This window comes from Paenibacillus catalpae (assembly GCF_900112695.1).
In the GTDB taxonomy this organism is placed as follows: Bacteria; Bacillota; Bacilli; order Paenibacillales; family Paenibacillaceae; genus Pristimantibacillus; species Pristimantibacillus catalpae.
Window position 1 is genome coordinate 186,955 of record NZ_FOMT01000002.1, and the last position, 26,522, is coordinate 213,476.

Here is a 26,522-nt window from a genome sequence, read left to right on the forward strand (position 1 = left end):
TATGGCAGCGGAATCTGTGCTGAAGGTGCTTGCCACAAACAGCGCGCTTGAATTGATCGGGAAGCTTCGGGCGAAGCATGGCGACGTGATGTTTCATCAATCGGGCGGTTGTTGCGATGGCAGCTCCCCGATGTGCTTTCCGCTAGGCGAGTTCCTGATCGGTGATCAGGATGTAAGGCTTGGCGAGATTGGCGGAGCTCCCTTCTATATGAGCAGGGCGCAATACGAGTATTGGAAAAATACGCAGCTCATCATCGACGTTGTCCCCGGGAGGGGCGGAATGTTCTCGCTGGAAGGGCCGGAAGGCTTAAGATTCCTGACGAGATCCCGCGTCTTTACTTCGGAGGAGCTGCGCAGCTTAGGTCTCCTGTAAGAGAGAAAAAGGTCTCCGCTTTGCCTTCACCAGGCACTGCAGAGACCTTTTTCACGCCCGGAAGAAGAGATTAGTTCTCTAATTCCTCGCTGTATGCGCCGACGCGGTAATCATCGGTCTTCTCGCCGTCTTCCCAAATCTCGACGAACAGCGCATCGCAGTTCTCGAAATCCTCCGCCTTCAGCGCGAGCACTCTTTCCTCGTCATCGCCGACATATACATTTTCCATCCCGTCTTCCGTGAACGAGACAACCACATAAATTTTCATTCTTGCTGGCCCTCCATTGCACTTGTTATTGAAGCAGTATACCATAAAGGGCTTATCTCGCCACATCCGGCTTCATGAGATTATTGCCATAATTTGAATCAGCCCCGGAAAAATGGGTAATAGTAGTGGAAGAGTTAGGAACGGGGGGATTCAAGATGAAGTTTACGCCCGAGCAGCGGATTACGCTGCATGGCTTTAATAATTTGACGAAGTCGCTTAGCTTCAATATGTACGATATCTGCTTTACGAAGACGAAGGAAGAGCGCGAGGCTTACATTGCCTACATCGATGAACAGTACAATTCGGATCGCCTGACGAAAATTTTGAAGCAGGTAGCCGATATCATCGGCGCGCACGTGCTGAATATTGCGAAGCAGGATTATGTACCGCAGGGTGCCAGCGTAACGATCCTCGTCTCGGAAGGACCCATTGTTGAGGTGCCGAACGAATCGACGTATGACGAGTCGCCGGGGCCGCTTCCGGACAATGTTGTGCTCCAGCTCGACAAAAGCCATATTACCGTTCATACGTATCCCGAATATCATCCGAGCGAAGGAATCAGTACATTCCGTGCAGATATCGACGTTGCCACCTGCGGAGAGATTTCGCCGCTCAAGGCGCTTAATTATTTGATTCATTCGTTTGATACGGACATTATGACGATTGATTACCGGGTGAGGGGTTTTACAAGGGATATTAGCGGCAACAAGCTGTTTATCGACCATGATATCAACTCGATCCAGAACTATATTCCGGATGAAGTGATCGATCAATATGACATGATTGACGTGAACGTGTATCAGGAAAATATTTTCCACACCAAATGCAAGCTGCGGGAATTCGACCTCAATAACTACCTGTTCGGTTATACGAAGGACAAGCTGAGCATGGACGAGCAGATGGAGATTACGGAGCGGCTGAAGGACGAGATGTATGAGATCTTTTACGGGAAAAATATTAAATGAGGTTAGAGACCGGGGGAACAGGCTTCTCCCGGTTTTTTGGCGCGTTCAATCGGCCGATTAAATTCCAAGCCCTGATATAAGTTCCGTTTCGCCTTGTGGTATGATTAAGCAAATTCATTTTTTTGGGGGGAGAACCATTTATGGCAATAGAGATCGAACGGAAATTTCTTCTGGCGGTACCTTATGAGTCTATCGGAGACCGTATTCAGGTGCGCTCGGAGCAGCGGATCGAACAGACTTACTTGGCATTGGAGGCCGATCAGGAGCTGCGCGTGCGCCGGATTACGGATGTGGGCAGCGGGGAAGTGACGTATACGCACACGTTCAAGAAAGGCTTCGGCATTAAACGCGAGGAAGTGGAATACTCGATTAATGCGGGGCTGTACGAGCAGGTTGTGAAGGCGTTTGGAGCGGTTGCCCTGACGAAAAACCGGATCACGGCGGACTGGAACGGTGTCGTGATCGAGATCGATATTTACGACCAGATTCAGTTGACCGTGCTTGAGGTCGAGTTCGACTCCGAAGAAGCGGCCAATGCGTTTGTCGCACCGGACTGGTTCGGCGAGGACATCAGCAGCTCGAAGGAATACAGCAACAAGACCGTCTGGAAGCAGCTGCAGCAGAAGTAGGAGGCGGAAGAGATGCGGAAGCTTGTGTTTTTCGTTGGCGGCGCGGGGGCGGGGAAAACAACGCTGGCCAAGTCGCTCGCCCGTAAGCGCGGCGCGGCTGTATTTGATATGGACACGCTCCTGCGGCCTGCTGCCGTTCAGATTATGACAATTGCCGGACTTGATCCGTACGACCGCGACTCGGAAGAGTATAAGCTGCTGTGCCGGGATCTGGGCTACCGGATGACGATGGACGCAGCGCTTGAAAATATCGACGTAGGCACGGATGCCTTCGTTATTGGCCCGTTCACGAAAGAAACAAGCGATCCGGCCTGGATCGTGCAGGAACTGGCCTCGATTGGCGCTACTCTGCATGATGTGGATGTGAAGGCGATTATTGTTTATTTGCAGGATGATAGCCTTCATTATAGCCGGATCGAGCAGCGAGGGCTGGCGACGGATCAATATAAGCTGGGACATTGGGATTCCTTTAGCCGCTCGCTTGGGCGAAGGGCGCTAGCTTGGGAGCTGCCTGAATCGTCGGTATTGTACTATGACAACTCCCGGGCTTTTGACGAAGCGGCGCTGGAGCGTTTGGAAAGGTTCGTGTATGGCGATGTTATTTGATCCAACGATATATGATAATTTAAAGGTTGCCTTGGAGAACCAGCTATACGATTTGGACAACCTAGATGAACGAGTACGGGTTGTGAATCGCGCAGACCGGCTCGATATGGCGGTTATGTCCCGTGAGTTTGCGCTGCAGTTTGTGCTGGCCGGCGAGGATCGGGCGAAGCGGATTATAGGCGAGATCAAGCTGGATAGCTCGCTTCGTGACCTGGCAACCGAGCTGCTGGAGCTGCAAGAGGGCGATCCGCCGGGCTGCAGTCTACGACTGTTGTTCCATCTGACGGTGGGGGACGTGGAGGCGGAGTGCCCGCGAATCGAAGCAGCAGTGCGCGAACTGTGGGGGACGGAGCTGTCGGTCACCCAGACACTCCTTTTTGTATATGGCGTGGAGCGCGGCAACTGCGGATGCCGGGATACGGTCGAGCTCCGCTTCAACCGCCGCATTGACGAGGAGCAAATGAATGATTTGCCCGAGCTGCTCGAGCATATGCTGCTGACGCTTGAAGCGCTGGAGCATATTTAAAGCTGGCAGAAGATAAGACCCTGTGAGGGTCTTATTAGCGTTTGACGGGTGAATCCGGCATATCTTAAGATGGCGGACCCCTCGATAAGACCCTAGCAGGGTCCTAAATGGTATATGTAGCTGGAATGAAGGGGAATAAGACCTTGGCAGGGTCTTATCCGATAGCGGAAGTAGTGTGGACGGGCGGAATGGTGGAAGAGGCGGCGAGATAAGACCCTGCTAGTGTCTTATTGGGCTCCTGGATTGCTGTTGGTGCGGACGGAAGCAACTCTAACTAGCGAGGTTAAGATCCCTGAGGGACCTTAACCTGCCCCACGAGGGCGAAAAGAAAGTCTTTAAGGTCCCTGAGGGACCTTAAGTACTCGCAGAATGCCCGAAACTCCGCGGCTAGAGGCTATTTTCAAGAGGTTAAGATCCCTGAGGGGCCTGAACCTGCCCCACGAATGCAATAAGAAAGGCTTTAAGGTCCCTCATGGACCTTAAATACACGCAAAATGCCCGAAACTGCGCGGCTAGAGGCTATTTTCAATGGGTTAAGGTCTCTGAGGGACCTTTACCTACCGCGCACGTGTAAAAGAAAACCGTTAACCTCCCTCTGGGACCTTAACGGCGAAACCGGGGGAGAGGCCGAACTAGTGACCTCACCCCGGGTGGCAGCAACCTCGGGCTGCGGATGGTGCCGCGGAATGCGGGCAACCGCAGGCCATACCCGGCCAAGCCGCCCCTACAGCGGCAGATCGCGCTTGCTGAAGGCGATAATGCCTGAGGCGAAGCAGGCGAGGCCAATCGCGAGCAGCACCAGCGAGGCGAGCAGCGGATCCCCGCTGCCTGCAGCGATATCGCTTGGCCGGTAGAGCGAGAAGATCGAGCCGTACCTCAGCCATTCGACGCTGCCGCTGATTTTGCCGAGCATATCGAAAGCGAACATCCCGATGATGATAAACCCGGAGGTACCAAGCGCCTTCTTCTCATCATTCATAACCGAAGAGATAAGGAACGTGATGCCGCTTGCCGCGATGAACAGCATCCAGGCCACCACGTTCATCTCGATGTATCTCGCTCCGTTGAATGCAAACTTTTCCCCGATAAACCAGACATATCCGAGCAGGCCGGCACCTGTTGTCACCAGAATAATGAGCAACAATCCTGTGGACAGTACGCTTGCTTGTGTAACCGCAACCTGCCTGCGGGTTGTTGGCGTTGACAACAGATAGGACATTGAGCCTTGATCCACCAAACGGGCCATCAGCCCGGTCGACAGCATAATGCTGAATATGGACAGAAGCAGGGGCAATATCAGCCCGTAATATTCGCCGGAGATAAAAGCTTCCATACTGCCAAAGCCGCCTTGAATATTGAAGGCATTTACGAGCCCCTCGGGCATTGATTTAAGCAGCTCGTTAAGGGCTCCCGTATTATCCGCAATGCCGGGATACAGCCAGAACATAAGCAGAATATAGAACGCTGATCCAAAGGCGTAATTGCTCATGCCCTTCGCATGAATCTTCATCATTTGCTTGAACAATGCGAGGTTCATCCGGCAACAGCCCCTTTCCCGGCATCGTTCCGATCGTAATACTGCATGAAGACGTCCTCGAGATTTTGCGCGGTAATATCCAGGCTGCGCACCTTATATTTCGCAGCTTCATGAATCAGCTCGTTATAATTGCCCTGTACGGCGACTATGACGTTTCTTCCGTCATGAGACTCGACCGGCACATGGCCGTCACGCACAAACGCCTCTGCATCCTCCGAATGCTCGAACACGATCACAACCAGCTTCCGCTGCATCGATTGCAGCTCATGAATATTGTTCGTCGCCACCAGACGGCCGTCCTTAATAATGGCGGCGCGGTCACAGGTCCTCTCAATCTCGGGAAAGCTGTGTGAGGACATAAGAAAAGTGGTCCCCCGGGCTTTCTCCTCCACCACAAGCTCAATGAACAGCTGCTGCATAAGCGGATCTAGGCCGGAGGTCGGCTCATCCAGAATAATCAGCTCCGGGCTGTGCATAAATGCGGCGACAATGCCGACCTTTTGCTTCATCCCTTTGGACATTTTCCGGATCGGGGTCGTCACATCGAACTGGAGTCGGTCGATCAGCTGCTTACGCTTGGCCGTGCTGTCCACGCGCTGCATACGGGCCAGAAAATCAAGAAACTCCTTGCCCGTCATACCTTCGATAAAAGCAATTTCCCCCGGCAAATAACCGACCAGCTTCTGCACGATGCCCTGCTGCTTCCACGTATCAAGCCCTTTAATGGACGCGCTCCCGCGGTCGGGCTTCATGAAACCCATAATATGGCGGATCGTCGTGGATTTCCCGGCACCGTTAGGTCCAATAAAGCCAAACACTTCACCTTGCTCGACGGTAAAGGACACATCGGAAATCCCTTTTCCGCCAGGAAAAAGCTTCGTTAAACCGTCTACGACCAGCATGCTGACCGCACCTCTTTTCGAAATAAATATGAAATATATATAGTTCATGATTTCATAATTATGATAGGCTCGGTCAAAGGAGAAGTCAATGGGTTATGAAATATTTATGTGGTATAATTTCATTAAATTCATACAAGAGCCGGAGGGTAACATGAACGGATTTGAAAAAAGAGCCGAGCAGCTCAAAGCCAAGATCAGAGCTGCCGTTTTCAATATGCTGCAAACCTGCGAGCCTAAAAATATCCGCATCGCCGACATTGCTTCCGAAGCAGGAGTATCGCAGGTGACGATCTATAACTATTTTGGCAGCAAGGAGGATCTTATCCGGGATGTCTTCATGCAATATGTATCGGAGCATGTGGATGACTTTGAGGTTTTTATGAGCCAAGGTCCCACGTTCCAGCAGTTCGTTCAGTATGTGGTCCTTGCCGATAAGGAAGCCTTCCGCAGATTCTCGCCGGAATTCATTCAACAGATGATGAGCGGGGATCCGGAGTTTGCCAAATATATCGACGAGGTCACGCAGCAGAGAGCCATGCCTCTCATGCTTGCATTTATAGAAGAATGCAAACGGAAAGGGCAAATATCGGATAAAGTATCCACCGAGATGATCCTGACCTATGTGAATATGTTTGTATCGCAATCCCAAAAGCTGCTGGAGCAGGCGCAGCAAAGCGGGAAGGGAGAGCAATTTTTCGAAGAGTTTCTTCACTTGTTCTTCTACGGCGTCTGCGGGATTGAGCCCGGGTCTTAAGCTGCAAGGGATACCAACAGCAACGTAATAATTGCTATTACGCCCCGGCTATTGGTACAATACACCGTATTAGAGATAACAAGGGAGCTGTATCGATTGACGAAAGCGAAGAAGAGCGGCATCGGGCAAGGAACGGGCAAGAAGGGCTGGAGCCGCTGGGATAAAGCAGCACAGAAGAAGAGCGCGAAGCGTGTATTCAGCAAGGGGCCAAAGGCCGGTGCAGACAAGAAGGACGCGGCTAAAGGCAACGGTGGAGCCGGAGGCGGAGAATAATAGGTTATTGCCTAATATTCACAGATCCGTTATAGTGAGTGTAATTGCATAATGCGTGCGGGTGCTGGATCAAGTCCGGCTGAGATAGGCAACTTGTTTGTCTGACCGTTAATCTGAACCAGGTAATGCTGGCGTAGAGAACCGATCGAATTGTCGCCATTCGTGTATTCTCGAATGGCTTTTTCTGTTGTTCGAACGCCCTCGCGTTTAGTTACCTAAGGTTACTAAAACGAAGGAGTGACAAGAAATAATGAAGACACAAACCCAAACCGGCAAGTTTACCGGGAGATTGTACGAAAGCTCGAAGGATATCTGGGAACAAAGTCACCGTCATCCTTTTCTGGAAGAGCTGAAGGCAGGGACGCTGGATCCCGCAAAGTTTATTTATTACCTCAAACAAGACTACGTCTACTTAATCGATTATGCCAGAATGTTCGCTTACGGCAGCATTAAGGCAAATGACCTCCTTACGATGGGGAAGTTCTCCGAGCTGTGCCATTCCATTCTTAACGTGGAGATGGGACTGCACCGTCAATATGCCGAGAGATTTGGCGTCTCGCGGGAAGAGCTGGAGAGTGCCGAGCCGTCGCCTACCACAATTGCTTATACCAAATATCTACTTGATGTTGCCGCGCATGGCTCCCTCGCAGAGGTTGCGGCAGCCGTACTGCCATGCATGTGGAGCTACCGGGAGATTGGCGTCTTGTTCGCGGACGTGCCTGGCGCGCTTGATCATCCGCTCTACCGCGACTGGATTCTGATGTACAGCTCTGAGGAGTTTGGGGAGTTAACCGACTGGTGCATTGGTATCATGGATCAATTGGCGGAAGGCTTGCCGGAGCCGGAACTGGTTAAGCTCGAGCAGCATTTCATCATGGCATCCAAGCTTGAGTATATGTTCTGGGATATGGCCTACAGAGAGGAAGAGTGGCCCGTGTGAGCAGGCAGCATGTAACCGCGGAGCCGCCGCGAGCGGGCTTATCGGTGCAAGGCTTAACGTACCGCTTTGATGGTGAAGAGCCGCTGTTCGAAGGGCTTGATCTGGAAGTGCCTCAGGGTCAATTCGTCAGTATTGTAGCCGCAAGCGGCATGGGCAAAACAACCTTGTTCCGTCTGCTCGCCGGCCTGCTCCAGCCGGATTCCGGCACGATCAAGACAGCCTCAGCCGGTCTTGTTCATCAAGAGCAGGGCGCCGGCCGCCGCACCATTGGCTATATGCCGCAGCGGGACTGCCTGATGCCTTGGCGGACGGTGCTGGATAACGCCGCCATTGGACTTGAGCTCGCCGGCGTGTCGAAGCGCGAAGCAAGGCGCAGGGTGCTGGAGCTGCTGCCGGAGCTTGGACTTGCAGGCACGGAAGCTAAGTATCCGCATGAGCTGTCCGGAGGAATGCGGCAGAGAGTATCCTTTCTCCGCTCCTTGCTCGCCGGCGGGGATCTGCTTCTGCTCGACGAACCGTTCAGCGCGCTGGATGCGATGACCCGGGTGAGCATGCAGCAGTGGTTGCTGCAGGTGTGGGAGAAGCACCGGAAGACGATCCTGTTCATCACGCATGATATTGACGAAGCGCTGCTGCTCTCGGATCAGGTGCTTGTTGCCGCATCCAGGCCGATTACGAGGCTGGAGCCGCTCGAAGTTGATTTGCCCCGTCCACGTGATTATGAGACCACGCTGGATGAGCGGTTCGTTTATTTGAAGCGCCAATTGCTAAGGCAGCTGGGACGGATTGCTCCCTCTGGGGAAGGGGGAGGCGTATTATGAAGATGCTGAAGGAGAAGCTGCCGATTCTCCTGTTCATTCTATTGCTGGCATTATGCTGGGAGCTTGGAACGCGTGTATTTGATATTCCGCCGTATATTATCCCACGGCTTTCGGATGTTTTTGCCGCACTGGAACAGCACGCGGCGCTTCTGGGCAAGCATTTTGCCCTGACGCTGTGGGAAGCGCTGCTTGGTCTCGCTTTCTCGGTTATTTTCGGAGTATTATCAGCGATCTGGATCGACAGCTCGAGTCTTGCGCGCAAAACGATTTATCCGTTAATTGTAGCTTCGCAGACCGTTCCGATTATCGCACTGTCACCGATTATGGTGATGTGGTTCGGCTATGAGATCGGAAGCAAGATTGCAGTCGTTATCCTATTTACGTTTTTCCCGGTTGCGGTAAATACGGCGGACGGCTTCCGTACGGCCGATCGCGAGATTGGAGAACTGCTTCGCTCCATGGGGGCAGGCAAAGCGCAGTTGTTTCTCAAGTGGAAAATCCCATCCGCGCTGCCGTCCTTCTTCACCGGACTTAAGATGGCAGCCGCCATCAGCGTGGGCGGCGCGACGCTTGGGGAGTGGCTTGGGGGGGAATCGGGGCTTGGCGTATATACGAAGCGGGCGGCGAATATGCTTCGCGGCGATGATGTTTTCGCGGGAGTGCTGCTGCTGTCGCTAATGGGAATTGCCTTGTTTGTTGCAGCACAATTCATAGAGAGACTGGTGCTTGGGCGCCGTCAAAATTAGATGATTCATATGGCTAAGTATTAGCCATATGAAAGGCAATTCTTTAAGCAAATGCTTACGAAGCAAGAATCGCCAAAATGGCTAAGTATTAGCCAAATGATAAGCAATTCTTTAAGCAAATGCTTACGAAGCAAGAATCGCCAAAATGGCTAAGTATTAGCCAAATGATAAGCAATTCTTTTGAGGAGGAAGTTATACTTATGTTATGGACTAATAAATTTTCTAAATCAGGAATAGCCGTAGGGCTGGCATTCACATTACTTCTGTCGGCTTGTTCTTCGGAGAAGGACAACAGCGGTTCCGGAAGCAACACTGCGCAAAAGGCGGAAGAGTTAATCGTATTACTGGATTGGTATCCGAATGCGGTACATACGTTTTTGTACGCGGCGGAGGAGCAGGGGTATTTTGAAGAAGAAGGACTTAAGGTTAAGCTCCAGACGCCGGCCGATACGAATGACGCCCTGAAGCTGGTCGCTACGGGCAAAGCCGATCTGGCTATCAGCTACCAAATGCAAGTCGCGGTCGCGCGTTCGGAGGAGATTCCGGTTGTGTCCGTTGGAGCGCTTGTCCGTCATCCGCTCAATCAGCTGTTTGTCCCGGAGGCTTCTGGCATTAAGAGCCCTAAGGATCTTGTCGGCAAAAAAGTCGGCTATCCGTCCGTTCCACTTGATGAAGCACTTGTTAACACGATGGTGGAGGCGGATGGAGGGGATTCGTCGAAATTAGATTATGTCGATATCGGCTGGGATTTGATACCGGCCATGACGACGAACCGCGTTGACGGTATTATCGGGGGCTATATCAATCATGAGAAGCTGCTGCTGGAGAAAGAAGGCGAGAAGCTTACCGCGTTTAACCCGGCAGATTATGGCGTTCCGGATTATTACGAGCTGGTGCTGACGGCAAGCGAGAAAGGGCTGGACAGCAGAAGCGATGCGATCAAACGGTTCCTCGCTGCCGCGGCCAAAGGTCAGGCGTATACCGCAAGCCATCCGGATGAAGCGCTGAAGCTCCTGCTCGATAAGCAGAGCACCGACTTCCCGCTGGATGCGGATATCGAGAAGCAAAGCCTGGATATTCTGCTTCCCCTGATGGATGCGGGCAAGGGGCCGTTTGGCAGTCAGTCGGAAGATTCCTGGAACAAGGTGATCAGCTGGCTGACGGAGCATGGTCAGATCAAGAAGCCGGTGAAGGCGGCGGATGCTTTCCGCAATTTGTAGGCAATATTGGTTGACGCTTACGAAGTAAGAATCGCCACAATGGCCTTAAAGAGGCCATTTGTGTGTCAATTCTTTTTAGGAGGTTTGGCAGATGGATGAGAGACTGGAGAGATATTCAAGACAAATGCTGTTTGCGCCAATCGGTGAGCAAGGTCAGCAAAAGCTGAGCGAAAGCTCGGTATGTGTCATCGGAATGGGTGCGCTTGGCACCGTCCTGGCCAATCATATGGTCCGGGCGGGTGTCGGACGGGTCCGCATTGTAGACCGGGATTACGTGGAGAAAAGCAATCTGCAGCGCCAGATGCTGTACGACGAGGACGATGTGCGCGAGGGCTATCCAAAAGCAATTGCCGCCGAGCGCAAGCTTCGCCGGATTAATTCCGATGTGCAGATCGAGGCGATTGTAGCCGATGTCACCGTCCACAACATTGATGATTTGCTGGAAGGAATGGATCTCGTGCTGGACGGTACGGATAACTTCCAGACCCGGTTCCTGCTGAACGATGCCTGCTTCCGCCGAGGTATTCCGTTCACGTACGGGGGAGCCGTCAGCTCGCGCGGCATGAGCGCTATTCTGGTGCCGGGCAAAACGCCATGCCTGCGCTGCTTCCTCCCTTCGGCTGACAGCGGCGGCCAAACCTGCGATACGATTGGCGTTATTGCGCCTGTAGTTGATATTGTCGCCTCCTACCAGGCGGTAGAGGCGCTAAAATATTTGGTTGAAGCAGAGGGGGCCAGACGCAGCAGTCTGGTTACCTTTGATCTATGGAGCAACTACTATTACGAAATGAAGCTGGGTGAAGCGGCGAAGGAATGCCCTTGCTGCCAGCTGAAGGAATATCCGGCGCTGCAGATGACGGAAACGGATCAGACGGTGTCTTTATGCGGACGCAGCACCGTTCAGATCAGCGGACACGGACCGCTGGATCTGGGGCAATGGCGCAAACGGCTGGAACCTGCTGCAGCGAAGGTAGAGCTGAACGCATACTTGCTTAAGGCGGAGCTGCCGGAAGGCGAACGGCTTGTGTTGTTCCCTGACGGCAGGGTGCTTGTGCAGGGGACAGAGGATATTGTCCGCGCCAAGACACTGTACGCTAGATATATCGGTTATTAAACATAGAGGAGATGAGAGCAGGATGAAGGAGTTTCGTCTGTATGCGATAACGGGAGAACAATTCCATCCGGGCCGCGACATGCTGGAAGTGATGGAGGAAGCGATCAAGGGCGGTGTGGACATCATCCAGCTGCGGGACAAAGACAGCAGCCCGGATGAGGTGCTGCGCAAGGCGAAGGAGCTGCGCGAGCTGACTTGGAAGTACGGCGTGACGTTTATCGTGAACGATTACATCGACATTGCGCTGGAAGTAGACGCCGACGGTGTCCATCTTGGTCAAAATGACGTCTCGCTCACAGAAGCAAGGCGGCGTGTCGGAGACAAGATTATCGGCATTTCCACACATGCGATTGAGGAAGCGCTGCTTGCAGAAGAGCAGGGTGCCGACTATATCGGCGTCGGGCCGGTTTTCCCGACAAAAACAAAGGTTGATGTCGTTGACCCGGTAACGGTTGCGTATGTACAGCAGGTGGCGCAGCGGATCCAAATTCCTTTTGTTGCGATCGGCGGGATCAAGCTCAGCAACGTGGATGAAGTAATTGCAGCGGGAGCAACCCGGATTTGCGCGGTAAGCGAAATTGTCGGAAGCTCCGATGTTGCGGGCACCTGCCAGGCCTTCCTCCGCAAGCTGGAAGGAGCGGGAGAATCTCATGCAGCTGATCGTTAACGGCGAGGCGAAGGAACTGGAAGCCCGCACCATTCAAGATGTCATTAATCATTTTGGCTTGGAAGGGCGGCCGGTCGTTGTGGAAGCGGGTGGAGAGATTATTACGAAGGACCAGTGGCTGGACATGGAAGTAAGGCCGTTGATGAAGATCGAACTGGTTCATTTTGTCGGGGGAGGCTGAGCGTAGGATGAAGAAGGATGTATGGCATATCGGGGGACATGAGCTCACTTCGCGGTTTTTTATCGGGACGGGATTATTCCCGAGCCCTTATGTGCAGAAGGAAGCGATCCGCGAATCGGGAGCGGAAGTGCTGACCTTTGCGATTCGCCGGATTAATCTGGCTTCAACAGAGGACGATTCCATCCTTCAGCATGTAGAAGGGGAGTCATTCCGTTTCCTGCCGAATACGTCCGGTGCGAGCACAGCCGAGGAAGCCGTGCGTATCGCACGGCTGGCGCGGGCTTCCGGGCTTAGCGACTGGATCAAGGTAGAGATCAGTGCCAATGAACGTACGCTGCTGCCGGATCCGCTGGAAACGCTGAAGGCAACGGAAATTCTCGTGAAGGAAGGCTTCACGGTGCTTCCCTATACATCAGATGATCCGATTCTGTGCAAAAGGCTGGAGGAAGCAGGCGCAGCGGCCGTAATGCCTGGCGCCGCCCCTATCGGCACAGGACTTGGTATTCTGAACCCGTATAATATCGGCCTGATTGTCGAGGAAGCGAAGGTTCCGATTATCGTGGACGCGGGTCTTGGATCCGTAGCGGATGTGGCACAAGCGATGGAGCTTGGCGTTTCGGGCGTACTGATGAATACGCCTGTCGCGAAGGCGAAGGACCCGGTTGGTATGGCCCGGGCCATGAGGCTGGCGATTGAATCGGGCCGTCTCTCGTATTTGTCGGGACGGATCTCGAAGAAACGTTATGCATCGGCTAGCAGCGGGCAAGAGCAGTTTATTGTGAAATAACCCGCCGACTATGGGATAGAAAGCTGGTTTAACCATGGGAGAAACAATAGTTATTATGGGCGGAGGCGTTGTTGGTCTCTCCTGCGCTTTCGAGCTTCAGAAGCGTGGTCATCAAGCGATTGTTCTGGAGATTGGCCGCTGCGGCGGGCAGGCTTCCGGGGCAGCAGCCGGGATGCTGGCTCCTTACTCGGAGAACGTGGAAGGGCCGGATGACTTCTTCCGTCTATGCAGGGAAAGTCTGGAGCTGTATCCTTCCTGGCGGGATGAGGTCAGGAAGGTGTCCGGACGGGCGTTTGAGTATACCGGATCGGGCAGTCTCTATATTGCCTATCATGAAGCGGACCGCCTTGCGCTGGAGGGAAGACGCCTCTGGCAAAATGAGCATGGCTCCGGCGGCATCGTGCTGGAGGGGGATGAGCTGTTCCGTCAGGAGCCGATGCTCTCCCGTGAAGTAAAGGCGGCTCTGTATACACCGGAGGAGAGCCATGTCTACGCGCCGGACTACGTTCTGGCGCTTGAGCATGCCTGCCGGTTAACCGGCGTTCAGATCTATGAGCAGCTTGGCAAGGTCAGCGTGGAAGAATGGCGCAGCGATCTGATCGTTACTTCGCAGGATGGCCGCAGCTTTACCGGCGACAGGCTGGTCGTCTGCTCCGGCGCATGGGCACAGGAGCTGGAAGAGGTATTTGGCATCCGGATTCCGGTGTATCCGATCCGCGGTCAGATCTGTGCGTATGAAGCGGAAGTGAAACCGGTTCAGCATATGGTGTTCTGTAATCAAGGCTATCTCGTTGCGAAAACAAACGGCACGCTTGTTTGCGGAGCTTCCGAGGATGTGGCAGGCTTTGATACCAGCGTAACGGAACGGGGGATTGAAAGGCTGCGCAAATGGAACAAGCAGGCGTTCCCGTTTCTGGCGGAGCAGGAGCCGTTCCACCGGTGGGCCGGGCTCCGGCCTTCGACGCAGGACGGCTTCCCGCTGCTTGGACCGCTGCAGGAATCCGCAGGCCGCGTGGTCATGGCGGCCGGTCATTACCGCAACGGCATTCTGCTCAGCCCGGTAACGGCACAGGTGGTCGCCGACTATATCGATAAGGGCGGCAGGCTGCCGGCGTTTGCGCCGGAACGGTTTACCACATAAGAATTTATAAATTTTCCGAGCAAGTCGGAAGAAAAAATTCTTATTGGCGATAAAACCTGCCTTTAAACGCGGTCGCACATCATTGAGAGGCTTCGATAGAGGTTTTCTCACCTACTAAACGATAAATGGGGTGAAATAGAAATGGCGGAGTACATAAAGAGGCATGTCGCACGGGCATTAACGATTGCCGGCTCGGACAGCGGCGGCGGAGCCGGTATCCAGGCGGATTTGAAGACCTTCCAGGAGCTGGGCGCCTACGGGATGTCTGCTCTGACGGCGATCACCGCGCAAAATACGCTTGGCGTACAAGGCGTATATCCGCTTGCCAAGGAAGCGGTGAAGGAGCAGATTCACTCTGTCGGCAGCGATATCGGAGTGGATGCGCTGAAGACCGGCATGCTGTTCAGCGCCGAGATTATCGAGGAAGTGGCAGAGGCCATTGCTTACTTCGGCTGGTCCAAGGTTGTTGTTGACCCCGTTATGATCGCAAAGGGCGGCGCATCGCTTTTGCAGGCAGATGCCGTTCGGTCACTGACCAAGAAGCTGCTTCCACTTACGATGATTGTCACTCCTAACATTCCGGAGGCGGAATATCTGACCGGCATGGCGATTCGTAACAAAGCAGATAAGCTGGAGGCAGCAAAGAAGCTGTTCAGCTTTGGTACCCGGTATGTCCTTATCAAAGGCGGTCATGAAGCCGGTGATGAGGCAGTGGATCTTTTGTTCGAAGGCAGCGGTTATACCGAACTGTCGGGCAAGCGGATTGATACCTCACGCACGCATGGAACCGGCTGTACCTATTCGGCTGCTCTAACAGCCGGGCTTGCTCAAGGGCTTGGCATCGTGGAAGCCGTGCAGCAGGCGAAAGCTTATATTCAAGCAGCTATTGAGGATGGCATCATCATCGGCAGCGGGCATGGACCAACGAACCATTGGGCCTATCGCAAGAGAGGTCTTGTCTCCAGGTAGCAGGACAAGTTATGTCCTAATTTCATGCTTCTTATCATACATATGTGATAGAGGAGCGTGAATAAGGTGGAAGATAAGACGGTCAAGCGGTATTATCAGCTCAAGCAGAAGCAGAAGGAAATTGAGCAGGAATTATCCGAGCTGCGCGGCGTAATTGTACAGCATTGCGCAGAACTGGATGTTTCCGAGCTCGAGGTCGGAAGCTATAAAGTGAAGATTATCGCCCAGGAACGGAAGGAATTCGATGAGGCAAAGCTGTTCGCCGCTCTGCCGGATGCTGAAGTATGGCGGCTGCTCTCGAAGCCCGACACCTCGAAGATCGCCGGACTTATTAAGTTGAATGTCATATCGGAAGATACGATCAAGGATACGTATTCGGTGAAGCACTTATCTCTTCTACAGGTGGATAAAAGATGATAAATCCCGCCCAGTCCGACGGCAAACTCAGTGAATGAGCTTCCATCGAACATGGGCTATTTTTTTACAGATTAATTATTGACAATATTAAGAATTGTGAGATAATTACAATAAGCTTAGTTCTCGGCGATGCCGAGAAGCGGGGAAACCAATCTTTTGGGGCGAATCAGCCGGTCTTTGGCTGTAGGGAACCATCTATCCCGAGTCCGTCAGCTAACCTCGTCAGCTTTGAGATGGGTCTTTTGCGAACCAATTGCAAATGATAGACCCTTGAAGGGTCTTTTTCTGTTTTAAAGGCCCATAACGCACGCAGACCATGTCCATGCTCTGTGCTGCAGGGGTCTTTTTTTATTTTCATGGGGGTGGGATGGGACTTCCCGGCATAGGTGACGTTTTTAATAACCTTTTGGAGGGATGCGAGATGGTGCAACCAATTGCCGATAACGGTAGAACAACGGGTCTGTCGGAGGCGGAAAGAGAACGGCTGAAGAAGCATTTTCGCGTCAATGATTATTACTTAAATTTGATTGACTGGGATGATCCGAAGGATCCGATCCGCAAGCATTTGGTTGCAAGTGCGGGTGAGGCCCACCACGGAACCCGGGAAGATGATCGGGAAGCGTACGGCTTTATGCATCTTTATCAATCCATGGTCTTGCTCCCTGTATCCCAGGCGGCAGAAGGACTGGCATATATCGCCGAACATAACGAAATTCATAAGGTTGTATTGACGGGGGGAGACTGTCTGATGCTTGGCACCTCCAAGCTGCGCTGGATCATTGAGCAGCTGCGGGAGATCGAGCATGTCGGCACGATCAGACTGGATTCACGCCTTCCCGTTTTTAATCCGATGCGGATTTATGAAGATCAGGAGCTATTAGATTTGATCCATAAGAACTCCAGTCCGGAGAAACGGATTTATGTGATGACAACAATTAACCACCCGAGAGAAATAACGGCGGAAGCAAAGAAGGCCTTTAATGCCCTTCATCAGGCGGGAGCCGTTGTCATGAATCAGACCCCCATTGTCAAAGGCGTAAATAATGACCCTCTCCTCCTCGTTAAGCTGATCGATCAGTTGTCGCAGGCAGGGGTAACGCCATATTCCTTTGTCATTAACCGTCCTAATCCTTCGTATCCCGAATCCAATCTGTCCCTGCAAACGATCTATTCCATTGTCCAGCAAGCAAAAGAGCTTACCGCAGAGCTTGGTCAGAAAATCAGACTGCAGATGGCGCATACCGATGGCAAGATTGAGCTGCTTGATATAGAAGGCGGCAAAGCCTATGTGAAATACCACCATTATAAAGAAGAGGGAAGCGGCCAGTTCATGATGCTGGACTGTCCTCCTGAAGCATCGTGGCTGGATGATTTGTCGGGACATGACGATCATATCTTCTATTTGTCCGGCAGTCCCAAGGTGAATAAAGGATGTTCATAAGGTGAAAGAGAAGTAAGAAGGGATAGCAATTCACATCCCGGGAGGCTTCTATTAATGAGAGAATACAGCCAGGAACTTGTGAACGCCCTGCAGGCTCAGCAGGAAGAAGCGGACATGAACGGAACGCAGGTTATTGTGAAAGTAAATCCGGAAGAGACAAGAGCAGGTTATCTGGATCCCTATGAGCTGAAGATTATGATGAAATGGGCTCAGCAGGAAGCTCCTGCCGCGCCGCAATCGCCGGAGGGACGGCTTCAGCTTATTCGTGATTCGATGGGGTTTCCGAACCGGAATTTGAATACGGTGGAGATCTATACAGGCTATGAGCGTATAAAGCTTGGCGATAATGAGGTTGGACTATGGCGTTATTATCCGCGAAAGTCGATGCGAAAGCCGGATAAACCTTGCCTGATTTATATTCACGGCGGAGGCTGGATCGGCGGGACGGTGTTTGCCGTCGAGAACCCTTGCCGGCTGATCGCGGAGCTTGCGGACGCCGTCGTGTTTAATATTGATTATTCGTTGGCGCCGGAGCATCAATTCCCTAACGGGTTTAACGATTGCTTTAATGCCGTTCAATATATTTACGAGCATGCGGAGGAATACGGGATTGACCGGAATCGTATTGCCGTTGGCGGCGATAGTGCAGGCGGGAATCTGACGGCTGCCGTTGCGAATAAAGACCGGGACCTGGGTACACATATGGTTGCCCAGCAGGTGTTGATCTACCCGTGTGTAACGTTCCTCAATGGGGTGAACGGTTATCAGTGGGAGCTGTCCGAGTTCGAGATGTCGGATGAACAAAGAGCGATGATTGACCCGATGCTGGGTATTGGCAGGCCTACGGAAGCCGATCCTGAACTCAGAAAAGGGTGGGAGCTCTATCTGCCAAGCGAAGAGGATGTCCGCAGTCCATATGCCAGTCCGCTTCTGGGAGACAGCAAGGGATTGCCGCGTACGCTATGTATCGGAGCAGAATTTGACGGGCTGCGTATTCAGTCGGAGTTATACAGCAGGCAGCTGGCAGCGGCCGGCGTCCCCGTGAAGACGATCCGGTATAAGGGCTGCACGCATGCATTTATTGACCGTCTGGGCTTTGTGCCGCAGGCGGAAGACTTATGTATCGAAATTGCAAATGCCCTGAAAGCACTTTAATAGAAGAAATAGATCCGGAAAGCCCGTTCTTCCTTATTGGAAGAGCGGGCTTTTTGTGAGAAAATATGAAAATTACGGATTATAGCATAGAAGATTGCGGGCAACAAGTAAGAAAATACTCATCAAAGGCTCATTAATTCTCAGAAAGAGGTTAAACCTTAAGAAACGCCTAGTTTTCAGCATTCTTAACGCTTTCATTTACCGCTCGTTGCCAATTTTTGCGGGTATTAAGTGGGTCAAGACCTCCTTATAATTAGCCTTATCACCAAAGATAGGGAGTGAACAACAAATGAAATTCACGACAAAAATTGCGATGCTCTTGGTGGCAATTACATTACCGGTTACTGCGCTGTTGCATACGACAGCAGATGCTGCTTCGATGTCCGCAGACGCGAAAAGAGCAAAAATTGTCTCCACTGCATTAAAATTGAAAGGTAAAGTCAACTATGTAAGCTGGCAGAACCGTCAAGAGAAGAGAGCACCTTACGCAACAGATTGCTCCGGCTTCACAGCACTTGTATATAGACTTGCTGATGTTGGCGTTAAACTGGTTAACCGTGACGATGATGATCAAGCTAAAGTAGGTACTAAAGTAGGTTACGGCAACTTCAAAAAAGGCGACCTTCTGTTCTTCTGGAACAGCGGCTCGAAAAACCATAGCGACGTAGGCCATGTCGGCATCTACGTCGGCGACGGTAAAATGATTCACAACGCAAGCCCTTCGAAGGACGTTATTGTATCGAGCATTAACTCGAGCTATTATAAAGAGCGTTTCATCGTGGGACGTCGCGTAATTAAATAGGTCCTATTATCTCAGTTTTGATGCAAACTGCGCATTCGAATGTTCTTTCGACCGCTGTTGCTTGGGTATTCCTTGAACAAGCAGTTGTGGGAATCTCCGAGCAAGGGCGGGCTAAAAGCTTTCTGCAAGAAAGCTACTTCGGAAGCATAATCTTCGCTTCTCAAGAATCATTCGACTGACTCCGTTTCGGAATAAACTGAAGATAAAAAGACAATATTTAATTGCTTAAAAGAGACAGAAAAAGGCCGTACGGAGTAATCCGTACGGCCTTTTCTTTGCGGTTATATGATCTCCGCGTTAACGGAGGCGGGATCTTTGACGATATGCTGGCGGACATGCTGGAGCATCCGCTTCATGCGAACGGCTTCGGCGCTGGCAGGGTCCAGCTTCTTCAAATGGGAAGTAAGAGGGAAGACCCGGAAAGCGCTTCTGCCTCCTGACTTGCTGATTCGCGTCCAGGTTGGGATAAAGTCGGCTTTTTTGATACGGATAGTTCCGTCGTCGAGCTTGCGTACTTGAAGCTGAGTGATGAGTCCGGTTAAGGTATGGTCATTGTAATAAAGGCGGGTGGAGATAATATTACCGAGGGAATAGATAGCGAATTTGCGGATGCCCGAACCGCTGTTATAGAAGACGGCCGGCTGGATCGTATGCGAGTGGGCTCCCAGAATAATATCCGCTCCATGTTTGAATAATAATTGCACCATGTCTTTTTGCTTCTGCACCGGATGATTCGCGTATTCTCTCCCCATATGCAGGCATACGATAATCAAATCGACCTTTTTGGCCTTCAGCCTTTTCACGTCTGAGACCATTTTGTCCGGATTGATGAGGTCAACCGCCCATTTATGGTCAGAGGGAACGGGAATTTTGTTGGTTGTTTTGGTATAGGCGAGGAAGCCGATCTTAATGCCTTTCACTTCCTTGATGACAAGATGCTGCGCTTCGCTTGGCGTCCGGTAAGTCCCGGTATGGGCGATTCCTTTGGCATCCAGTATTCTGAGCGTACGCTTCAGTCCGTTAATGCCGTTGTCCATGCAATGATTATTGGCGGTCGAGACAAAGTCGAAGCCAAGGTTTTTCAGCGTATCGGCGAAAGCATCCGGGCAGTTAAACATCGGCCAGTTCGTGCGCGGATGCCGCTTCACGACGTTGTAAGCATCCTCGGATGTTTTGCCTGCGAATACAGTCTCCAGGTTGCCGATTGTCAGATCGGCGTTACGCAGATAAGGCGCGATCGGCTCAAACAAGTGGTCAAAGGAATAGCCCTTCTCCCCTTTGCAGGAATTAATAATTCGCGTCTTCATCAGGAAATCCCCGACCGCGGCTATCGTTATTTCCGTGCTCATGATTCATCTCCGTTATTTGGTTTTTGGATGCAGACTGCGGGCGTATTGGAAATGGGTGTGCAGGCTTTGCTCCCACGCTTTTTGCCCATAGAGCTGCCGCATAATCAATTTACCAGGCTTGATGTTAATCTCGAGCAGCCATAGCTTGCCTTGCGTATCGACAGCGAGGTCAATTCCAAGCTCGCAGAGCCGGGAGCGGTAAGATCTCTCCGTGAAACCGGGGATATATTCCGCGAGTTCGCGAACGGATTTGGCGAGTGCTTCACCTTTCTCATCGCCAAATTCTTTCTTCAGATAAGAGCTTGCTTCATAAGCATGGCCGCCGCTCTTCAGGTTGGAGGTTATCCGGCCTTTCTGTGCTTCACGTACAGCAATCCCCGTTGTTTGCCAGTTTCCCTCGCTTTTCTTCAGCATCAGCGCCCGAATATCGAATATAATACCTTGCTTGTTCCGGATATCGATCCACTGCTGCATCAAATGCCGTTCCTTGCTCAGTGCTCTTCTGATCATCGTGCGAAGACCAGGGGCACCCATCATTTGCGTATGCTCGCCGTTGCTCTGCACCTTGAACTGGTCCTTCTCCAGCGTAACGCGTACGATGCCTCTGCCGCCCCAGCCGTTAATCGGCTTCAGCATGACGCTCTTATACTTTTTCACAAAAGCTATAAAGTTGTTCGAATCCTTCACCGGTTCGGTAGGAAGCAGATAAGGCTTCAGAACGGGTGAGGCGATCAGATGCTTCTGAATTCGGATCTTGTTGCCGATGCCATAACCGGTAAATGGGAAAGCGGGGGCTTTTTTGACCAGTGTGGCCCTTGTGCTTTGCGATCCCGTGTAAAAACCGATATCCATATTGATCTTTGGAAAAGGTAACGTTTGCTTGTTCCAGGTCCCGCCGTTATATACGTAGCCTGTAATTCTTCTGGTTGTCAGATTCACATCTTTAGGGGTGTATACGAGAATACCGCTAAATTTCTCGGCGAGAGCTGATTTGGCATGTCTTGCAAAGCTGCCCGGATGGCCGATCCGATGCGTCATGATTCCTAAGATGTCGCTCATCTTTCTTTCTCCTGTCCTGTGGCTTTAGCTGTAATCGGAACTGTGTATTATCATATGAAGCAAGGCAATTGTCCGGTATGGATAAACGCCTATTCCTTGAGGAGCGGGCGGGTGCGGAAGGTACTTTTTGCATGCTGAAGGAATAGTATGGAGCAAGCGACTAGCCTCATGCAGAAGGACATGTAACTGCTGTTCATCAATGGAGGAGATTCCACCATGAAAGGCTATATGATTAAATATCCAGGCAGAAAATGGTTAAAGCATGTAGCGTTGTCAGGTGAAGATGAGCTCCGCGATTACTTACCGGATACGGAGCAATTTACACCTAAAGGTTTTGTCAGCATGATTGATCTTTACCCCGTCCTGTTCGTAAAGCCGGATCTTGGCATGAAGGGGCAGGGCGTTATGAAGATCTACCATAAGGATGACCGCATTGTCATTCGGACGGAGAGTGCCCGTTATTCCTTCCGTACTGTGAAGTTTGCCGCCATTAAGCTGAAGCAATTGATCGGATCGAAACGATATATTATGCAGCAGGGCATCGACCTCGTTCAGATTGGCGGGAACCCGATTGATTTTCGCATCCTTATGCATTTGAAGAAAGATGAGACGTGGAAGTATTTTGGCGTGATGGGCAAGGTCGCGGCACCTAACCGGTTCGTAACCAACCACAGCAGCGGGGGAAGAGCAATCCGGCTCCATCATGCGCTGGGTGTTACGAAGCAGGAGTGCGAGCCATGGGAGAAGAAGCTTCGGGAGCTGGCGTTTAAAGTCGCGCGCGGGATGAAAAAGCATTTTCCGCTGATCACCGAGCTTGGCCTTGATATCGCTATCGATAAGCAGCACCGCGTCTGGCTGCTGGAAGCCAATACCAGACCTCAGTTCCAGCTGTTCCGCTACCATTCCAATCCCAAGCTGTACGCGCAGATTGCCTCTTCGGTTAAACATATCCGGGCAGACGGTTAGAGGCGGGGAGAAGATCGCGGAAGGGAGCTTGCTTGGCGGAAATCTCATTATGGATGAGTTTTTCCGCCGGGTAAGCTCTTTTTAGGCTTTATATGGGTCGATCTGAGTCGAAAATTTTACTTTTGGGGATGCGTTAAAGTAAGATGGATACATAAGAATTAACGTGAGATTACCGTGGTATGGAGGGAATTCCCATTACGAACATGATGTTGGATGATGCGATGATGATGCTCAAGCTGACAAGCCGGACTTTTTATATTCCTATCAGCAAGCTTGTGCCTGAATTAAGAGAAGCGGTATCGTCCGCTTACCTGTGCATGAGGGCGATTGACGAGGTGGAGGACGACGAGAAATTGCCGGCTCCGATCAAGAAAGAGCTGCTGCTTGGGGCAGCGGAAGCGATGAAAGCGTCAAACGTTGAGGAAGCGCTTCACCTGGTATGGCAGCCGCACCGGGATAAGCTCCCGGAAGTAACGCTGCGAATGAACGAATGGGCGCAGCTGTGCCCGGCTAGCATTGCGCCTACCGTATACAACTACATTAGGATGATGGCTGAACAAATGGCAGATTGGGTAGGGACCTCGTGGCATATCCGCACGGAAGAGGACCTGGACAAATACACGTATAGTGTTGCCGGCATGGTTGGCGAGATGCTGTCTGATATTTGGCGCTGGTATGACGGAACGGAGACGGACCGTGACAAAGCAGTTGCGTTTGGCCGCGGCCTGCAAGCGGTTAATATTATGCGCAACCGGGCGGAGGATAAGGAGCGTGGGGTTGATTTCTTCCCGGACGGTTGGGATTTGAAGGACATGCTTCGTTACACCCGCCGCAACCTTAAGCTGGCGGATGAGTATCTCGCAGATTTGAAAAAAGGCCCTGCACGCAGCTTCTGCCAAATTCCGTTGTCGCTTGCCCATGCGACCGTTAACCTGATTGCCGTTGGCGGCAATAAACTTACGCGGGATGCCGTGCTGAAGATCGTCAGCAAGATCAAGTAACCCCATATAAAGAAAGTGCCCCGCAGCATCGGGCTGCGGGGCTAAGTATTTATATTATTAAAAGGGGGGTTGAGTCCTATTATAGGCAATCTTCATTAAAGGAAGATGAACATTAGATTTCGAGTATGTTACAAATATTAACCAAACAATTCCAATCTCCCAGGTGAGCCTATGGCCGCCATCCACTTAAAGCACATGTGGTTTCCAAGGGGGATATTTTTATAGTAAGATGGGTTTGTTATGATTCGGATGCAGGGAGAGAAGCAGCTATGAACGATTTGATGAAGACATTGCTGGCACAAGAAGAGGAGCTTCAGTTCGATTCTTTCACCAACGAGGACGCACTGCAATTAGGCAACATCGTTGTGCAGCACGCGAAGGACGTTATCGGCAAAGGCATCGCCATACATATCGAGAATGATGAGCATCCGCTTTATACCCACTATATGGCGGGTACTTCAAAAGATAATATTTATTGGGTAAATACGAAGAAAAATGTTGTGAACCATTTTGGCCACAGCTCTTTATATGTTGGCGAGATGTTCCGTGACCAAGGGACAACGTTCCCGGAAAGCTCTGGACTTCCATTGTCCGAATACCAAGGCGAAGGCGGATCATTCCCGATCATCGTCCGCGGCCAAGGCAAGGTTGGGACGATTACCGTTTCCGGCTTGACTGGTGAAGAAGATCATCAAGCTGCGGTAGACGGCATCCGCAAGTTTTTGGCGAAGTAAATGAATTTGTAATAAAAAAAGAACACCTCCGTTTAATCTTCAGGATTAGTTTAGGAGGTGTTTTTCCTTTTGCGTAATGAGAGGAGCGGCATGGATGAGGGCAATGGCTATTTTTCTCGATTTTTATGGGACGTTAGTACATGAGGATGATGATATTTTGCCGCCTATTTATGAGCAAATCCGGACAAGGGCGGCGGTCGCATGCGAGGAGAAGGAAATAGGTGAACACTGGTGGAAGACGCTCTCCGGTTTGTTTGCCGTCAGTTATGGAGAACGGTTCAAGGCACAGCGTGAGCTGGGCCTTCAGTCTCTCACGGAGACGGTGGAGCTTTTCCGGTCTGACTGTTCGGCGGAAGAGCTGATCCGGCAGCAGTTTGAACATTGGATAAAGCCGGAGCTATACGAGGATACACTTCCTTTTCTCTCGACTTTTAGTCATCTTCCGATTTATATTTTATCTAATATCGATACAGCAGATATTGCCGCTGCTGCTGCTTTTCATGGCATTACGGTGACCGATATCGTGACGAGCGAAGATGTGCGGGCCTATAAGCCGCGTCCGGAATTATTCCTTGAAGGAATGAAGCGTTGCGGCTTAACGCCTTCGGAGATCGTGCATATTGGGGATTCTTATACCAGTGATGTCGTCGGAGCAAGCGCGCTTGGTATACAGACCATATGGCTGAATCGGCTACATAAGCGGCAGCCGCAAGGGGCTGAACCGGGTTATATATGCCACGATTTAAAAGCAGCCGAGCAATGGCTGCTGCAAATACGAAGCGAAATTTAAGTGACATGATTTCGATGTATGAATCCTCACAATGACCTGAACATGGCCATTTGAGTGACAAATCATTTTAGGAGGACGACAATGATAGACAGGCCGCTTACAGGAGCTGGAGCAGCCTATGAGCACAGCAAGCTGCTCGTGGACAGCTACCGGAGATGGACAGGCCGGGATTTGGTGCCGGCAGAGAAGAGTGACGGGATAAGCTTGGAGGAGCAGCTCTTTACGGCTCCAAGGGTTATATTGTCGCATGGCACGGAGAGCGATCCGGTGTTGAATTACGGCAACCGATTGGCGCTGAAGCTATGGGAGATGGAGTGGGAGCAGCTGACCAGCACGCCGTCGCGCTTGACGGCCGAACCGATGGAGCGGGCGGAACGGGATCACTTTTTCACACAGGTTACGGCGAATGGTTATATCGATAACTATACCGGTATTCGAATCTCCCGCACGGGCCGGAGGTTTTACATTGTGAATGCAACGGTGTGGAATCTAGTGGATGAGCAAGGCATATACCGGGGGCAGGCAGCAACCTTTCAGGATTACAAGTACATATAGGGTTTCCGTTTGGGCGCTGGCCTTACTTGTGGATCGGAGCTGTTGGATTTCTGTTTTTTTATATAGGTTTGTATGTCCTATAATAGGTTTGTATGTCATATAAATCTTTAATTATTATGGCTTGTCCCGTCATTTGTATGGTTACAAGCTGTGGAAACGGCATTTATACTTATATGAAGATAACTGACTGGAGAGGTGCTTATTATGTTGATTCAGGCTATTGACACGGCAAGCAAAGTTGTTGCGTTTACGTTTGATGACGGACCAAATCCGGTGTATACCCCGCAGTTGCTTGAGATTTTCGCTGAAGCGGGGGGCAAGGCGACCTTCTATATGATTGGTGAACAGATCGCCGCTCATCCTGAGGTGGCGAAGCTTGTCCATGAGCAGGGGCATGAGATTGGAAACCATACGTACACGCATCCCAATATGACGGAGCTGCCTGATGAGGAGATCGAGAGCGAGCTCGCGCGGACGGAGGAGCTTATTAAGAAAATAACAGGCTCGCGTGCGGCGACGATGCGTCTGCCTTATTTAGCGGGGGACGAAAGAGTGCATGCGATCCTTGCGCGTAATGGTTACCCGTCCATTGGCGCCTTGAATATGGATGCGAAAGATTGGGATATGCCTGGCGTTGATCACATTCTGGACAGTTCGCGTAAAGAAGTGCGTAATGGCAGTATTCTGATCTTCCACGACGGATATGGCGACCGTTCGCAGTCAGTTGAAGCGATTCGTGTTCTTACGCAAGAGCTTACAGCCAGCGGCTATCGTCTTGTTACTGTCAGGGAGTTACTTCAGATGGCGAAGTAGAGGGAAGATGGCTTTACAGAT

The 26,522-nt window shown here is 51.5% G+C and carries 32 protein-coding genes and 1 riboswitch; of the genes, 27 read left to right on the top strand and 5 right to left on the bottom strand.

Features of this window, described 5'->3' with window-relative positions:
• Nucleotide 1: 1 nt before the first annotated feature.
• Nucleotides 2-373, top strand: coding sequence for a DUF779 domain-containing protein (locus tag BM200_RS08540; RefSeq protein ID WP_091183949.1), 372 nt, complete (start codon nucleotides 2-4; stop codon nucleotides 371-373).
• Between the two features lie 70 nt (nucleotides 374-443).
• Here BM200_RS08540 and BM200_RS08545 read toward each other — a convergent pair whose 3' ends face one another.
• Nucleotides 444-641: a hypothetical protein gene (locus BM200_RS08545; RefSeq protein ID WP_091183952.1), complete on the bottom strand. Its 198-nt coding sequence runs from the start codon at nucleotides 639-641 to the stop codon at nucleotides 444-446.
• A gap of 155 nt (nucleotides 642-796) precedes the next feature.
• Here BM200_RS08545 and speD point away from each other — a divergent pair, with 155 nt between their 5' ends.
• From speD to BM200_RS08565, 4 genes are all read left to right on the top strand, one after another.
• Nucleotides 797-1,606, top strand: a complete 810-nt coding sequence (gene speD / locus BM200_RS08550) for an adenosylmethionine decarboxylase (RefSeq protein ID WP_091183954.1) — start codon at nucleotides 797-799, stop codon at nucleotides 1,604-1,606.
• A gap of 140 nt (nucleotides 1,607-1,746) precedes the next feature.
• Nucleotides 1,747-2,235, top strand: coding sequence for a CYTH domain-containing protein (locus tag BM200_RS08555; protein WP_091183957.1), 489 nt, complete (start codon nucleotides 1,747-1,749; stop codon nucleotides 2,233-2,235).
• A gap of 12 nt (nucleotides 2,236-2,247) precedes the next feature.
• Nucleotides 2,248-2,841, top strand: a complete 594-nt coding sequence (locus tag BM200_RS08560) for a P-loop nucleotide/nucleoside kinase family protein (protein ID WP_091183958.1) — start codon at nucleotides 2,248-2,250, stop codon at nucleotides 2,839-2,841.
• The gene (locus tag BM200_RS08565; RefSeq protein WP_091183961.1) at nucleotides 2,825-3,367 is read left to right on the top strand and encodes a hypothetical protein; all 543 of its coding nucleotides are present in this window, start codon (nucleotides 2,825-2,827) and stop codon (nucleotides 3,365-3,367) included. Before BM200_RS08560 ends, BM200_RS08565 begins: the two co-directional genes overlap by 17 nt.
• A 724-nt stretch (nucleotides 3,368-4,091) precedes the next feature.
• Here BM200_RS08565 and BM200_RS08570 read toward each other — a convergent pair.
• Nucleotides 4,092-4,904 carry an ABC transporter permease subunit gene (locus tag BM200_RS08570; protein WP_091183962.1) on the bottom strand — a complete coding sequence of 271 codons (813 nt, stop codon included), beginning with the start codon at nucleotides 4,902-4,904 and terminating at the stop codon, nucleotides 4,092-4,094.
• Entirely contained in the window at nucleotides 4,901-5,806 is a 906-nt protein-coding gene (locus BM200_RS08575; protein WP_091183965.1) for an ABC transporter ATP-binding protein, read from the bottom strand. Before BM200_RS08575 ends, BM200_RS08570 begins: the two co-directional genes overlap by 4 nt.
• A gap of 151 nt (nucleotides 5,807-5,957) precedes the next feature.
• On the opposite strand from BM200_RS08575, the gene BM200_RS08580 reads away from it, so the two are divergent.
• From BM200_RS08580 to BM200_RS08655, 16 genes are all read left to right on the top strand, one after another.
• A complete protein-coding gene (locus BM200_RS08580; RefSeq protein ID WP_175532796.1) occupies nucleotides 5,958-6,560 on the top strand; it encodes a TetR/AcrR family transcriptional regulator in 603 nt (200 codons plus the stop codon).
• Nucleotides 6,561-6,656: 96 nt separating this feature from the next.
• Nucleotides 6,657-6,833, top strand: coding sequence for a DUF3934 domain-containing protein (locus BM200_RS08585; protein WP_091183969.1), 177 nt, complete (start codon nucleotides 6,657-6,659; stop codon nucleotides 6,831-6,833).
• Between the two features lie 250 nt (nucleotides 6,834-7,083).
• Nucleotides 7,084-7,773: a thiaminase II gene (tenA, locus tag BM200_RS08590; protein WP_091183971.1), complete on the top strand. Its 690-nt coding sequence runs from the start codon at nucleotides 7,084-7,086 to the stop codon at nucleotides 7,771-7,773.
• Nucleotides 7,770-8,594 carry an ABC transporter ATP-binding protein gene (locus tag BM200_RS08595; protein ID WP_245772952.1) on the top strand — a complete coding sequence of 275 codons (825 nt, stop codon included), beginning with the start codon at nucleotides 7,770-7,772 and terminating at the stop codon, nucleotides 8,592-8,594. Before tenA ends, BM200_RS08595 begins: the two co-directional genes overlap by 4 nt.
• Nucleotides 8,591-9,340 (top strand): ABC transporter permease, encoded by a 750-nt coding sequence (locus BM200_RS08600; protein WP_091183975.1) that lies wholly within the window; start codon nucleotides 8,591-8,593, stop codon nucleotides 9,338-9,340. Before BM200_RS08595 ends, BM200_RS08600 begins: the two co-directional genes overlap by 4 nt.
• Before the next feature lie 200 nt (nucleotides 9,341-9,540).
• Entirely contained in the window at nucleotides 9,541-10,560 is a 1,020-nt protein-coding gene (locus tag BM200_RS08605) for an ABC transporter substrate-binding protein (RefSeq protein ID WP_091183978.1), read from the top strand.
• A gap of 91 nt (nucleotides 10,561-10,651) precedes the next feature.
• Nucleotides 10,652-11,674: a thiazole biosynthesis adenylyltransferase ThiF gene (locus BM200_RS08610; RefSeq protein ID WP_091183981.1), complete on the top strand. Its 1,023-nt coding sequence runs from the start codon at nucleotides 10,652-10,654 to the stop codon at nucleotides 11,672-11,674.
• 22 nt (nucleotides 11,675-11,696) lie between these two features.
• Nucleotides 11,697-12,341 (top strand): thiamine phosphate synthase, encoded by a 645-nt coding sequence (gene thiE, locus BM200_RS08615; RefSeq protein WP_091183983.1) that lies wholly within the window; start codon nucleotides 11,697-11,699, stop codon nucleotides 12,339-12,341.
• Nucleotides 12,325-12,522 (top strand): sulfur carrier protein ThiS, encoded by a 198-nt coding sequence (gene thiS, locus BM200_RS08620; RefSeq protein ID WP_091186191.1) that lies wholly within the window; start codon nucleotides 12,325-12,327, stop codon nucleotides 12,520-12,522. Before thiE ends, thiS begins: the two co-directional genes overlap by 17 nt.
• Nucleotides 12,523-12,529: 7 nt before the next feature.
• Nucleotides 12,530-13,309 (top strand): thiazole synthase, encoded by a 780-nt coding sequence (locus BM200_RS08625; RefSeq protein WP_091183986.1) that lies wholly within the window; start codon nucleotides 12,530-12,532, stop codon nucleotides 13,307-13,309.
• A gap of 34 nt (nucleotides 13,310-13,343) precedes the next feature.
• Nucleotides 13,344-14,450 carry a glycine oxidase ThiO gene (gene thiO, locus BM200_RS08630; protein WP_091183988.1) on the top strand — a complete coding sequence of 369 codons (1,107 nt, stop codon included), beginning with the start codon at nucleotides 13,344-13,346 and terminating at the stop codon, nucleotides 14,448-14,450.
• Nucleotides 14,451-14,591: 141 nt separating this feature from the next.
• Nucleotides 14,592-15,419 (top strand): bifunctional hydroxymethylpyrimidine kinase/phosphomethylpyrimidine kinase, encoded by an 828-nt coding sequence (gene thiD, locus BM200_RS08635; protein ID WP_091183991.1) that lies wholly within the window; start codon nucleotides 14,592-14,594, stop codon nucleotides 15,417-15,419.
• Between the two features lie 66 nt (nucleotides 15,420-15,485).
• Entirely contained in the window at nucleotides 15,486-15,836 is a 351-nt protein-coding gene (locus BM200_RS08640; RefSeq protein ID WP_091183994.1) for a hypothetical protein, read from the top strand.
• A gap of 103 nt (nucleotides 15,837-15,939) precedes the next feature.
• Nucleotides 15,940-16,078: riboswitch (cyclic di-AMP (ydaO/yuaA leader) on the top strand.
• 179 nt (nucleotides 16,079-16,257) lie between these two features.
• Nucleotides 16,258-17,277 (top strand): KamA family radical SAM protein, encoded by a 1,020-nt coding sequence (locus tag BM200_RS08645; RefSeq protein ID WP_091183995.1) that lies wholly within the window; start codon nucleotides 16,258-16,260, stop codon nucleotides 17,275-17,277.
• Between the two features lie 54 nt (nucleotides 17,278-17,331).
• Nucleotides 17,332-18,432 (top strand): alpha/beta hydrolase, encoded by a 1,101-nt coding sequence (locus BM200_RS08650; protein WP_091183998.1) that lies wholly within the window; start codon nucleotides 17,332-17,334, stop codon nucleotides 18,430-18,432.
• Between the two features lie 289 nt (nucleotides 18,433-18,721).
• Nucleotides 18,722-19,234: a C40 family peptidase gene (locus BM200_RS08655; protein WP_091183999.1), complete on the top strand. Its 513-nt coding sequence runs from the start codon at nucleotides 18,722-18,724 to the stop codon at nucleotides 19,232-19,234.
• Nucleotides 19,235-19,515: 281 nt separating this feature from the next.
• On the opposite strand, the gene BM200_RS08660 is transcribed toward BM200_RS08655, so the two are convergent.
• Both BM200_RS08660 and BM200_RS08665 read right to left on the bottom strand, forming a co-directional pair.
• A complete protein-coding gene (locus tag BM200_RS08660) occupies nucleotides 19,516-20,583 on the bottom strand; it encodes a CapA family protein (RefSeq protein WP_091184002.1) in 1,068 nt (355 codons plus the stop codon).
• Between the two features lie 12 nt (nucleotides 20,584-20,595).
• Nucleotides 20,596-21,642, bottom strand: a complete 1,047-nt coding sequence (locus BM200_RS08665) for a YheC/YheD family endospore coat-associated protein (protein WP_091184004.1) — start codon at nucleotides 21,640-21,642, stop codon at nucleotides 20,596-20,598.
• 216 nt (nucleotides 21,643-21,858) lie between these two features.
• Here BM200_RS08665 and BM200_RS08670 point away from each other — a divergent pair, with 216 nt between their 5' ends.
• From BM200_RS08670 to BM200_RS08695, 6 genes are all read left to right on the top strand, one after another.
• Nucleotides 21,859-22,608: a YheC/YheD family protein gene (locus BM200_RS08670; RefSeq protein WP_091184006.1), complete on the top strand. Its 750-nt coding sequence runs from the start codon at nucleotides 21,859-21,861 to the stop codon at nucleotides 22,606-22,608.
• A gap of 179 nt (nucleotides 22,609-22,787) precedes the next feature.
• The gene (locus tag BM200_RS08675) at nucleotides 22,788-23,609 is read left to right on the top strand and encodes a squalene/phytoene synthase family protein (protein WP_175532797.1); all 822 of its coding nucleotides are present in this window, start codon (nucleotides 22,788-22,790) and stop codon (nucleotides 23,607-23,609) included.
• Nucleotides 23,610-23,878: 269 nt separating this feature from the next.
• Complete coding sequence (locus BM200_RS08680; RefSeq protein WP_091184008.1) at nucleotides 23,879-24,343, top strand: heme-degrading domain-containing protein; 465 nt, start codon at nucleotides 23,879-23,881, stop codon at nucleotides 24,341-24,343.
• A 94-nt stretch (nucleotides 24,344-24,437) separates the two neighbouring features.
• On the top strand, nucleotides 24,438-25,133 hold the full coding sequence (locus BM200_RS08685; protein ID WP_091184010.1) for an HAD family hydrolase: 696 nt from the start codon (nucleotides 24,438-24,440) through the stop codon (nucleotides 25,131-25,133).
• Between the two features lie 81 nt (nucleotides 25,134-25,214).
• The gene (locus tag BM200_RS08690) at nucleotides 25,215-25,688 is read left to right on the top strand and encodes an MEKHLA domain-containing protein (RefSeq protein WP_245772953.1); all 474 of its coding nucleotides are present in this window, start codon (nucleotides 25,215-25,217) and stop codon (nucleotides 25,686-25,688) included.
• A gap of 204 nt (nucleotides 25,689-25,892) precedes the next feature.
• Nucleotides 25,893-26,501: a polysaccharide deacetylase family protein gene (locus BM200_RS08695; RefSeq protein ID WP_091184013.1), complete on the top strand. Its 609-nt coding sequence runs from the start codon at nucleotides 25,893-25,895 to the stop codon at nucleotides 26,499-26,501.
• The last annotated feature ends 21 nt before the right edge of the window (nucleotides 26,502-26,522 follow it).

Excerpts from the sequence above, each read along its gene's own strand:
- BM200_RS08605 (WP_091183978.1), top strand. The coding sequence starts at position 9,541 with ATGTTATGGACTAATAAATTTTCTAAATCAGGAATAGCCGTAGGGCTG.
- BM200_RS08645 (WP_091183995.1), top strand. The coding sequence starts at position 16,258 with ATGGTGCAACCAATTGCCGATAACGGTAGAACAACGGGTCTGTCGGAG.
- BM200_RS08555 (WP_091183957.1), top strand. The coding sequence starts at position 1,747 with ATGGCAATAGAGATCGAACGGAAATTTCTTCTGGCGGTACCTTATGAG.
- BM200_RS08580 (WP_175532796.1), top strand. The coding sequence starts at position 5,958 with ATGAACGGATTTGAAAAAAGAGCCGAGCAGCTCAAAGCCAAGATCAGA.
- BM200_RS08690 (WP_245772953.1), top strand. The coding sequence starts at position 25,215 with ATGATAGACAGGCCGCTTACAGGAGCTGGAGCAGCCTATGAGCACAGC.
- BM200_RS08560 (WP_091183958.1), top strand. The coding sequence starts at position 2,248 with ATGCGGAAGCTTGTGTTTTTCGTTGGCGGCGCGGGGGCGGGGAAAACA.
- speD (WP_091183954.1), top strand. The coding sequence starts at position 797 with ATGAAGTTTACGCCCGAGCAGCGGATTACGCTGCATGGCTTTAATAAT.
- BM200_RS08600 (WP_091183975.1), top strand. The coding sequence starts at position 8,591 with ATGAAGATGCTGAAGGAGAAGCTGCCGATTCTCCTGTTCATTCTATTG.
- BM200_RS08695 (WP_091184013.1), top strand. The coding sequence starts at position 25,893 with ATGTTGATTCAGGCTATTGACACGGCAAGCAAAGTTGTTGCGTTTACG.
- thiO (WP_091183988.1), top strand. The coding sequence starts at position 13,344 with ATGGGAGAAACAATAGTTATTATGGGCGGAGGCGTTGTTGGTCTCTCC.
- BM200_RS08665 (WP_091184004.1), bottom strand. The coding sequence starts at position 21,642 with ATGAGCGACATCTTAGGAATCATGACGCATCGGATCGGCCATCCGGGC.
- BM200_RS08680 (WP_091184008.1), top strand. The coding sequence starts at position 23,879 with ATGAACGATTTGATGAAGACATTGCTGGCACAAGAAGAGGAGCTTCAG.
- BM200_RS08610 (WP_091183981.1), top strand. The coding sequence starts at position 10,652 with ATGGATGAGAGACTGGAGAGATATTCAAGACAAATGCTGTTTGCGCCA.
- BM200_RS08570 (WP_091183962.1), bottom strand. The coding sequence starts at position 4,904 with ATGAACCTCGCATTGTTCAAGCAAATGATGAAGATTCATGCGAAGGGC.
- thiS (WP_091186191.1), top strand. The coding sequence starts at position 12,325 with ATGCAGCTGATCGTTAACGGCGAGGCGAAGGAACTGGAAGCCCGCACC.
- BM200_RS08625 (WP_091183986.1), top strand. The coding sequence starts at position 12,530 with ATGAAGAAGGATGTATGGCATATCGGGGGACATGAGCTCACTTCGCGG.
- BM200_RS08670 (WP_091184006.1), top strand. The coding sequence starts at position 21,859 with ATGAAAGGCTATATGATTAAATATCCAGGCAGAAAATGGTTAAAGCAT.
- BM200_RS08655 (WP_091183999.1), top strand. The coding sequence starts at position 18,722 with ATGAAATTCACGACAAAAATTGCGATGCTCTTGGTGGCAATTACATTA.
- BM200_RS08575 (WP_091183965.1), bottom strand. The coding sequence starts at position 5,806 with ATGCTGGTCGTAGACGGTTTAACGAAGCTTTTTCCTGGCGGAAAAGGG.
- BM200_RS08685 (WP_091184010.1), top strand. The coding sequence starts at position 24,438 with ATGAGGGCAATGGCTATTTTTCTCGATTTTTATGGGACGTTAGTACAT.
- BM200_RS08545 (WP_091183952.1), bottom strand. The coding sequence starts at position 641 with ATGAAAATTTATGTGGTTGTCTCGTTCACGGAAGACGGGATGGAAAAT.
- thiE (WP_091183983.1), top strand. The coding sequence starts at position 11,697 with ATGAAGGAGTTTCGTCTGTATGCGATAACGGGAGAACAATTCCATCCG.
- BM200_RS08660 (WP_091184002.1), bottom strand. The coding sequence starts at position 20,583 with ATGAGCACGGAAATAACGATAGCCGCGGTCGGGGATTTCCTGATGAAG.
- tenA (WP_091183971.1), top strand. The coding sequence starts at position 7,084 with ATGAAGACACAAACCCAAACCGGCAAGTTTACCGGGAGATTGTACGAA.
- BM200_RS08675 (WP_175532797.1), top strand. The coding sequence starts at position 22,788 with ATGGAGGGAATTCCCATTACGAACATGATGTTGGATGATGCGATGATG.
- BM200_RS08565 (WP_091183961.1), top strand. The coding sequence starts at position 2,825 with ATGGCGATGTTATTTGATCCAACGATATATGATAATTTAAAGGTTGCC.
- thiD (WP_091183991.1), top strand. The coding sequence starts at position 14,592 with ATGGCGGAGTACATAAAGAGGCATGTCGCACGGGCATTAACGATTGCC.
- BM200_RS08540 (WP_091183949.1), top strand. The coding sequence starts at position 2 with ATGGCAGCGGAATCTGTGCTGAAGGTGCTTGCCACAAACAGCGCGCTT.
- BM200_RS08650 (WP_091183998.1), top strand. The coding sequence starts at position 17,332 with ATGAGAGAATACAGCCAGGAACTTGTGAACGCCCTGCAGGCTCAGCAG.